The following is a 2,923-nucleotide window of genomic DNA, read 5'->3' as shown; positions in this document are numbered from 1 at the left end:
CTCGGGCAATCCGCCTGCACCGCAGCCGGCGGCCAGCCCCTCGCCTGCGGCAAGCCCGACGCCAGCGCCCCAGAAATAGCCGCGATCGTTTCAGCTGTCGTTCAGGAACGATTGGCCATAGACGCGGTTGGCACTGCCACGCATTTTCTGGAAAAGGCCATGCCCTCATAAGGACATGACGCCATGACAGTTGAGAAACCGCGCGGCAGAGGTATGCTCCATTTGCCGCGGACTTGGTCGGATCTCGGGGTCGGATCCGCTTCCCTGCCCCCTCAGCCCCTTTTGGTTTAGCCGCGATGCGCGTTGTCGCCGCCGTTCTGTTGCTTGTGTCTGCGCTTCACGCTGGACTATGGGGGGTCCTGCGCGACAAGGAACCCGCGCCCGATTTCAAGGGCCTGCTGCCCAGCGTCTCCTACGCGCCGTTCGAGGGCTCGGCCCACCCCGACATCGACAACATCCCGACCGTCGAGAAAATCCGCGCCGACCTCAAGACGCTGTCGACCATGACGCGCGCGATCCGCCTCTATTCGTCCACGGGCGGTGTGGAACTGGTGCCGCCCATCGCGGCCGAGTTCGGCCTCAAGGTCACCGTCGGCGCCTGGATCGACAAGGACAAGGATCGCAACGAGCGCGAGATCAAGGCTGCGATCGAGCTCGCCCGCAAGAACAGCAACGTCGTCGGCGTCGTCGTCGGCAACGAGGTGATCTACCGCGGCGAGCAGAAGGTCGAAGACCTCATTGACATGATCAAGAAGGTCAAGGGCTCGGTCCGCGTGCCGGTCACGACCGGCGAGATCTGGAACATCTGGCGCGACAATCCCGACCTCGGCTCCAGCGTCGATTTCATCGCCGCCCACGTGCTGCCCTATTGGGAAAACTTCCGTTCGGACCAGGCGGTCGACCAGGCCGTCGACCGCTACAACCTCTTGCGCAACCTGTTCCCCGGCAAGCGCATCGTGATCGCCGAGTTCGGCTGGCCGAGCCAGGGCTACAACTTACGCAACGCCGATCCGGGCGCGTTCCAGCAGGCGCTGATCCTGCGCAACTTCGTCAGCCGCGCCGAAGCCATCGGCATGGAATACAACATCGTCGAAGCCATCGATCAGCCCTGGAAATTCTTCGAAGGCGGCGTCGGTCCGTATTGGGGCATCCTCAACGCCAGCCGCGAGCCGAAATTCGCCTGGACCGGTCCGGTCGAGAACCCCGACTATTGGAAGCTGATGGGCATCGCGCTCCTGGTCGGCGTCCTGCTGTCGCTGCCGATCCTGCGGATTGAAAAGCCGACCGCGAAGCAGGCCTTGCTGCTGTCGGCGACCGCCAACGGCGTCGGCGCCTGGGCCGCGACCGTGTTCGCGTTCTGGAACAGCCATTACTTCATCTTCGGCTCGGCCTTCGCGCTCACGCTCGGCATGATCCTGCTTGTTCCCCTTGTTCTCATCGCGATGGCGCGCGTCGACGAGATCGCTGCGGTCGCCTTCGGCCGGCCGCCGCAGCGGCTGCTCAGCAAGGGCAAGCCGGTCGAGAACGTTCCCGAGAACTACTACCCGAAAGTCTCGATCCACATCCCCGCCTATTTCGAGCCGGTCGACATGCTCAAGCAGACGCTGGATGCGCTGTCGCGGCTGCACTATCCGAACTACGAATGCGTCGTCATCATCAACAACACGCCCGATCCCGCCTTCTGGCAGCCGATCCAGGACCATTGCCGCGCGCTCGGTGAACGCTTCAAGTTCATCAACGCCGAGAAGGTGCAGGGCTTCAAGGCCGGCGCGCTTCGGATTGCGATGGACCGCACCGCGGCGGATGCCGAGATCATCGGCATCCTCGATGCCGACTATGTCGTCGATCCCGACTGGCTTAGGGATCTCGTGCCGGCTTTCGCCGATCCGCGCGTCGGCCTCGTGCAGGCGCCGCAGGAACACCGCGACGGCGACCTCTCGATCATGCACTACATCATGAACGGCGAGTATGCCGGCTTCTTCGACATCGGCATGGTCCAGCGCAACGAGCTCAACGCCGTCATCGTGCACGGCACGATGTGCCTGATCCGCCGCGCCGCGATGGACATGGCCGGCGGCTGGTCGTCCGACACGATCTGCGAGGACTCGGATCTCGGCCTTGCGATCCAGGAGCTGGGCTGGACCACCCATTACACCAACCACCGCTACGGCCAGGGCCTCCTCCCCGACACCTACGAGGCCTTCAAGAAGCAGCGCCATCGCTGGGCCTATGGCGGGCTGCAGATCGTCAAGAAGCACTGGCGCCACTTCCTGCCCGGCAAGAGCCGGCTGACGTCCGACCAGAAGCGCGAATACGGCCTCGGCTGGCTGAACTGGCTGGGCGCGGAAAGCCTCGGCGTGGTGGTGGCGCTGCTCAACCTCGTCTGGGTGCCGATCGTCGCCTTCGCCGACATCGCCATCCCCGACAAGATCCTGACCCTGCCGATCATCGGCGCCTTCGTCGTCTCGCTGGCGCACTTCCTGTCGATGTACCGCGCCCGCGTCGCAATCAAGCCCGGCCAGATGCTGGGCGCCATGATCGCGGCGATGAGCGTGCAATGGACGGTGTCGCGCGCGGTGGCGCAGGGCCTCATCACCGAGCACATCGCCTTCGCCCGCACCTCCAAGGGCGGCCTGTCCAGGATGTCGATCGAGTTCCAGGCGTTCTGGGAGGCCGTGATCGGCACCTTGCTCATCGTCGGCGCCGGCGTGCTGATCGCCTCCAACAGCTACCGCCAGATCACCGAGATCTACATCTTCGCCGGCGTGCTGGTGCTGCAGAGCCTGCCGTTCCTGGCAGCGGTGGCGATCGCCATCCTCGAGCTCAGCCGCATCAACTCGTTCCAGTTCTGGCGCGACAGCGCGATCCGCACCGCCGAGCTGATCGGCCTGCGCCCGGTCGCGCTGCCCCACCCGGGCGGTTC

1 protein-coding gene is annotated in these 2,923 nt (G+C 64.8%); it reads left to right on the top strand.

The window, feature by feature from the left end; all coding sequences use genetic code 11:
* Positions 1-296: 296 nt before the first annotated feature.
* On the top strand, positions 297-2,923 hold a 2,627-nt coding region (locus tag MOV75_RS33050), incomplete at its 3' end, for a glycosyltransferase (RefSeq protein ID WP_246931668.1).

The organism is Bradyrhizobium sp. PRIMUS42, from assembly GCF_023006515.1.
GTDB lineage: Bacteria > Pseudomonadota > Alphaproteobacteria > Rhizobiales > Xanthobacteraceae > Bradyrhizobium.
This window is presented reverse-complemented; position numbering and strand designations above follow the sequence as displayed.